General features: G+C 68.7%; 6 protein-coding genes. 1 reads left to right on the forward strand and 5 read right to left on the reverse strand.

The window, feature by feature from the left end; translation table 11 throughout:
- From J7E68_RS11055 to J7E68_RS11075, 5 genes are all read right to left on the reverse strand, one after another.
- Positions 1–360, reverse strand: a 360-nt coding sequence (locus J7E68_RS11055) for an aminotransferase class V-fold PLP-dependent enzyme (RefSeq protein ID WP_215172562.1), incomplete at its 3' end; no start/stop codon positions are given.
- Between the two features lie 4 nt (positions 361–364).
- Complete coding sequence (nadC, locus tag J7E68_RS11060) at positions 365–1216, reverse strand: carboxylating nicotinate-nucleotide diphosphorylase (protein ID WP_215172564.1); 852 nt, start codon at positions 1214–1216, stop codon at positions 365–367.
- The gene (nadB, locus tag J7E68_RS11065; protein WP_215172566.1) at positions 1216–2730 is read right to left on the reverse strand and encodes an L-aspartate oxidase; all 1515 of its coding nucleotides are present in this window, start codon (positions 2728–2730) and stop codon (positions 1216–1218) included. The genes nadC and nadB overlap by 1 nt, the downstream gene beginning before the upstream one ends.
- Positions 2727–4064 (reverse strand): quinolinate synthase NadA, encoded by a 1338-nt coding sequence (nadA, locus tag J7E68_RS11070; protein WP_215172570.1) that lies wholly within the window; start codon positions 4062–4064, stop codon positions 2727–2729. The genes nadB and nadA overlap by 4 nt, the downstream gene beginning before the upstream one ends.
- The gene (locus tag J7E68_RS11075) at positions 4061–4777 is read right to left on the reverse strand and encodes an NrtR DNA-binding winged helix domain-containing protein (protein WP_215172572.1); all 717 of its coding nucleotides are present in this window, start codon (positions 4775–4777) and stop codon (positions 4061–4063) included. Before J7E68_RS11075 ends, nadA begins: the two co-directional genes overlap by 4 nt.
- 246 nt (positions 4778–5023) lie before the next feature.
- Here J7E68_RS11075 and J7E68_RS11080 point away from each other — a divergent pair.
- A partial coding sequence (locus J7E68_RS11080; RefSeq protein ID WP_215172574.1) for an ABC transporter substrate-binding protein occupies positions 5024–6495 on the forward strand: 1472 nt, incomplete at its 3' end.

A 6495-nucleotide genomic window follows, 5' to 3' on the forward strand; every position in this document is an offset into this window, starting at 1 on the left:
CACCGCAGACACGTCCACCCCATGGAAGCGGCGCAGGAAGTCGGCGGACTCGAGGATCGACTCGTGCTCGATGGGGGAGACCACGAGATGCCGCCGCTCGGCTGCGAGGGCTGCGAGCACGATCCCCTTCACCGCGAGGTTGTTCGCCTCAGTCCCGCCTGCCGTGAAGACGACGTCGCCGGTCCGCATCCCGAGAATCCGGGCCACGCGCCTGCGCGCATCGTCGAGAGCGCTCGCCGCAGCCTCGCCGACCGTGTGATGGCTCGAGGGGTTGCCGAACACCCCGGTGAGGTACGGGCGCATCGCCTCGAGCACTTCGGGTCGCACCGGAGACGTCGCGGCATGGTCGAGGTAGAGCATCGGCTCAGTCGATCCGCACGTCCAGGCCGAGATCGAGCGCGCGAGCGGAATGCGTCAGCGCCCCGACGGAGATCACATCGACCCCGGTCGCCGCGATCGCTGCGACGGTGTCGATGGTCACGCCACCGGATGCCTCCGTCTGCGCCCGGTCGCCGATCAGGGCGACCCCTGCTCGCAGGTCGTCGAGCGAGAAGTTGTCGAGCAGCACGGTGTGCGCACCGCCGTCGAGAACGGCAGGGATCTGATCGAGCCGGTCGACCTCGACGATCACGTGGGTCGTGTGCGGGAGACGCGAGAGCGCATCACGGAGCGCCGTGGCGAGGTCGACGCCTGAACGCTGAAGCACCGCGAGGTGGTTGTCCTTCGCCATCACCGCGTCTGAGAGTGAGAACCGATGATTGTGCCCGCCGCCGCAGAGCACCGCATGGCGTTCGAAGGCTCGCAGCCCCGGCGTGGTCTTGCGCGTGTCGGCGATCCGCACCGAGGTGCCGTCGACCGCCTGCACGTAGTCGGCGGTCATCGTGGCGATCCCGCTCATGCGCTGCGTGAAGTTCAGCGCGATGCGCTCGGCGGCGAGAACCCCTCGCGCAGAGCCCGAGACCGAGGCGAGTACGTCGTCAGGGGCGAACCGGTCGCCGTCGCCGACGTGCACGTCGACCGTGAGCGACGGGTCGGTCAGGGCGAACGCCGCAGCGAAGACGGCGCCTCCGCTGAACACCCCGCTCTCACGGGCGACGAGGTCGGCGGTCGCCGTCGAGTCGGCAGGCAGCAGCGTCGTGCTGGTGATGTCTCCCCACGGAGCATCCTCTTCGAGTGCTGCACCGACGACGCGGGTGATGTGGGCGGGGGTGAGCATCAGACGGTCTCCAAGACGGGTGAGCGGAGGGGTTCGCGAAAGTGTGCGCCGACGGAGTCGGTGCGGGCGAGGGCGGCGGATGCTGTCGCTGTGGCGAGCATGAGCAGGTTGGCGTCCTCGCGCTCGGCGACCGTGCGGGCGCCGCGGGGTGCAGCGCTCCAGGTGCGCAGTGTGTCGAGAGCGCGTCGCAGCCCTTCGTCGGAGCGGAGGAGTCCGACGTCATCCCACATCAGCCTCTGCAGGGCGGCGCGGCTGAAGTCGTCTCGAGAACCGTCGGATCCATCGATTGGGCGCTCCCCGTCGACAGCGTCGTCGCGGGTCCGCGATGCGGGCGAGTGCGGCATCGGCTGTGGCCACGCCGATCCGAGTGCTGCGGCAGCGCGTGCCCCGAACACCGCACCCTCGAGGAGCGAGTTCGATGCGAGGCGGTTCGCCCCGTGCACGCCGGTGCGCGCGACCTCGCCGACGGCGAAGAGGCCGGGCACAGTCGAGCGGCCATCGAGGTCGGTGACCACGCCGCCCATCAGATAGTGCGCGGCCGGGGTGACGGGGATGGGCTGAGACGACCAGTCGAATCCGCGTGCCCGCGTCACCCGATCGATCGTCGGGAAGCGGCTCGCCAGGGTCGCGGCTGCGAGCATCGTGGCATCGAGGCGCACGGCGGATCCCTGAGCGGCGGCCTGACGTGCGATCGCGCGCGACACCACGTCACGCGGGGCGAGCTCGCCGTCGGGGTGGCTGTCGAAGACGAATCGACGCCCGTCGGCATCGAGCAGGGTCGCACCCTCGCCGCGCACGGCCTCGGAGACGAGGAAGGCGGGGCCTTCGGCGAGGATCGTCGGATGGAACTGCACGAACTCGAGGTCGGCGACTGCCGCCCCGGCGCGCAGAGCAGCCGCGATGCCGTCTCCGGTGGCACCCTCGGGGTTGGTCGTGTGGGCGTAGAGGTGGCCGGCACCGCCCGTCGCGAGGATCACCGCGTCGGCTGACAGGTCCGATTCCGCATCGTCGACCAGCGTTCTGATGCCGCGTGCGACCCTGTCGTCGAGCAGCACGTCCGAGAGGAAGGCGCCCTCCACGACGGTGATGTCCGTGCGGCGGACCGCCGCGACCAGAGCCTCAGCGATCGCGCGCCCGGTCGCATCGCCCCCGGCGTGCACGATGCGCGCGTGAGCGTGCGCGGCCTCGCGTCCGAGCATCAGGTCGCCCTCGGGGGAGCGGTCGAAGGCCACGCCGCGGGCGATGAGCTCGGCGATCCGCGCTGCCGCATCCTGCACGAGCACGTCGACGGCGGCGGGATCCGACAGGCCCGCGCCTGCGACCAGGGTGTCTGCGGCATGCTGCGCGGCTGAATCGGCTGCGCCGTACATGCCGGCGACGCCGCCCTGGGCAAGGCTCGTGCATCCGTCGCCGAGCGCCCCCTTCGTCACCACCGTGACAGCGTGTCCTGCCTCGTACGCATGCAGAGCCGCCGTGAGGCCGGCGATGCCCGAGCCGACGACGACGACGTTCATCGTGCGCTCGCCGCCACAGGCGGCTTCGCCGCCAGCATCCGCTCGAGCGCTGTGCGAGCGGGGTCGGCCACGTCGGCTGTCACGGTGATGCGGTTCGGGGTGCGACCCGCCACGAGCTCTTCGAGCACCCACGCCAGGTACCCCGGGTGGATTCGGTACATCGTCGAGCAGGGGCAGACCACGGGGTCGAGGCAGAAGATCTCATGCTGGGGGAACTGGGCAGCCAGGCGGCGCACCAGGTTGATCTCGGTGCCGATCGCGAAGGTCGTGGGAGTGGTCGCTGCGGCGATCGCGCGGCGGATGTAGTCGGTGGAACCGGCCTCGTCGGCAGCGTCGACGACGTCCATCGGGCACTCCGGGTGCACGATCACCCGCACACCGGGGTGCTCTGCACGCGCCTGGTCGATCTGGCCCACGGTGAACCGGCGGTGCACCGAGCAGAACCCGTGCCACAGGATCACTCGAGAGTCGACGAGCTGGGATCCGGTGGAGCCGCCGAGGGCCTTGCGCGGGTTCCACATCGGCATCCGGTCGAGGGGAACGCCCATGGCCTTGGCGGTGTTGCGTCCGAGGTGCTGGTCGGGGAAGAACAGCACCCGCTGCCCGCGCTCGAAAGCCCACTCGAGCACGGTCTGGGCGTTCGAGGAGGTGCACACGATCCCGCCGTGCCTGCCGACGAAGCCCTTGATGGCCGCAGAGGAGTTCATGTAGGTGACGGGGACGACCGGCACCCGCCCGTCTTCGTCCTCGGCGTCGAGGTCGCCGAGCACGTCGGCGAGCTGCTCCCAGCACTCCTCGACCTGGTCGATGTCGGCCATGTCGGCCATCGAGCACCCGGCGGCGAGATTCGGCAGGATCACGGCCTGGTCGGGTCCGGAGAGCAGATCGGCGGTCTCGGCCATGAAGTGCACACCGCAGAACACGATGGCCTCGGCATCCGCACGCTCCTTCGCCGCCGTCGCGAGCTGGAACGAGTCGCCGACGTAGTCGGCGTGCCGCACGACCTCCTCGCGCTGATAGAAGTGACCGAGGATCACGGCACGGTCTCCGAGCGTCGCCTTCGCCGCCCGGATGCGCTCGTCGAGCTCGTCTTCGCCGGCCTCGCGGTACGCCGCCGGCAGCTCGCCCTGGCGCGGAGCGCCGGTCGGGATCACATCGCCCATCGACGAGCCGGGGCCGTAGCCGGGCCGCGTGTCGAAGTCCCAGGGGCCGACGGCGAGGTCGGTGGAGCACGTGGCGTCCGTCGATGCGCCCGACACGATCGACTGGATCGCGTGGTCGACCGACGCATCGCGAGTCGTGACGGCCTGGCTCGGAACGAAGGTGATGCTCATCGGGTGCTCGTCTCTTCGGGGCCGAGGGGGCCGTGATCGGCCAGCTCGACGTCGGTGTTGTAGCGGTACAGGCGGGCCGGGCGGTGGCTGCCGGTGCGGAACTGGTCGGTGGGGATGAGGTTGCCCGCAGCCTCGACCTGACGCCGGAAATTCGCGGGGTCGAGGTGTCTTCCGAGGATCGCCTCGTACGCCTCGCGAAGATCGGCGAGTGTGAACTCGGCGGGAAGGAAGCCGTGGGCGACGCGGCTGTAGCCGACCTTGCTCCGCAGGCGCCACAGCGCATAGTCGATGATCTTCGTGTGGTCGAAGGCGAGCGGCGGGAGTTCGTCGAGGTCGAACCAGCGCACGTTCTCGGGTGCCCTGCCGGATGCCCGATGGGCGGCGCTCTGCGCATCGACATCGTCTTGGCGCAGCAGCGCCCAGTACACGATCGAGACCACTCGACTGGGCGAGCGATCCACCGCCCCGAAGGCATACAGCTGCTCGAGGTAGCTGGGGGTGAGTCCCGTGGTCTCCGCCAGCGTGCGTGCCGCGGCATCGACAGGGGACTCGGTCGAGGTCAGCCATCCTCCCGGCAGAGCCCACTGCGCGGCGAAAGGCTCTCGAGTTCGCAGGACGAGGGGGAGGGCGAGCACGGGTGTGCCGTCGTCGGTGCGCCTCAGCGTGAGGATCACCGTCGACACCGCGACGTCGATGCCCTGGCTTTGAGTCATGGTTACCTTAACCTCCGGAATCGATCTTAGTGTCATCGCGACTGTTAGTGCATCTCCATGACGAGCCAGACCCTGAGGCCGAAACGTTATATACCAGCGTTCTGGACTCTTGTCGCTATGAAAGGGATTTGTTAGGTTACTGTCCTAACAAATCCCTTTCCGGGATCTGTTACGAGCCCCGTTCCCGGAGTTCGTCTCCACCCGGAGAAATCCCTCCTGCAGTGCAGCACCGAGAGGAAATACAGAATGATCCGTAACGGAAGGCGCAAGATCGCGCTCACCGCAGTGGCGGGGGCCTCCGTCCTCGTCCTGGGCCTGACGGCCTGTGGCGCAGGCGGCGGCAACGAGGGGAGCGGTGGCGACAGCGACCGCGCGCTTCGTGTCTGGGCCGGCAGCCAGACCCCCATCACCGCGAACTACAACCCGTTCGCGCCGACCGTGCTCCACGGTGCGCTCGGACCCATCTACGAGCCGCTGTTCTTCTTCAACAAGACGGCCGACTCCGAACCGGTCGGCCTGATCGGCGATTCCTACGAGTACAACGACGACGGCACGGCGATCACGATCACCATCAAGCCCGACCTCAAGTGGAGCGACGGAGAGCCGCTGACCGCCGCCGACGTCGCGTTCTCGTTCACCTACGAGGCGAACAACCCCGAGGGCAACGGTCTCGTCTCAGCAGAGGCGACCGACGACACCACCGTCGTGCTCACCTACTCGAGCGCGCAGTACACGACCGAGTTCCAGCGACTCGGCTCGACCTACATCCTTCCCAAGCACGTGTGGTCGGAGGTCACCGACTTCGCGAACTTCGCGAACGAGGAGCCCGTGGGCTCGGGTGCGTACGTCGTCGACAAGACGACGAGCGAGTCGTACACGCTCGTCGCCAACGAGAACTTCCGCGACGCCGACGAGCTCGGAGTCAAGAAGGTCCAGTACATCGCCGTCGACAACAACCAGACGGCTCAGGATCTGCTCGCTGCGGGCAAGCTCGACTGGACCGGCATGTTCATCCCGAACCCCGACGACGTCACGGGCAACGGCGCGATCGACTGGATCAACACCCCGCAGGACCCGACCGTGCTCTACACGTGCTCGAACACCGAGCTCGGCTGCACGGGTCCGCAGACCGACGTCGCGGTGCGTCAGGCGCTCAACGTCGCCATCGACCGCGCGGCGATCAAGGACAAGGCGTTCGTCGGTCTGACCGGCGACATCTCGCCCACGTTCGCCCTGCTGCCGCGCGACGAGAAGTGGGTGGCCGACTCCGCCAACGAGGTCAGCCCGCAGGAGGCGAACGCCGCGGAGGCGGGCGAGATCCTCGAAGCCGCCGGTTACACGAAGGACGGCGATTACTACGCCAAGGACGGCAAGCCGATCGAGCTCAGCCTGATCTCGGTCGACGGCTGGACCGACTACAACGACGCGGCCAAGCTGATCGCCGAGCAGGCGGATGCTGCCGGCATCAAGGTCACGGCATCCACCGTGCAGTGGCAGGAGTTCTCCGATGCCCGCCAGGGCGGAGACTTCCAGCTCATCGTCGGCGGTGTCGTCGGCACCTCCGTCGCAGACCCGTTCCAGATCTACCGCGACTGGTTCGGCGGCACGACCGTCGGCTCCACCGCAGCCGTGGGTGCTGAGGTCCCGGCCGGACGCTGGAACTTCAGCCGCTACAGCAACCCCGTCGTCGACGAGGCGATCCAGGCCGCGATCAGCAC

The organism is Microbacterium sp. ISL-103 (assembly GCF_018613995.1).
Taxonomy (GTDB): domain Bacteria; phylum Actinomycetota; class Actinomycetes; order Actinomycetales; family Microbacteriaceae; genus Microbacterium.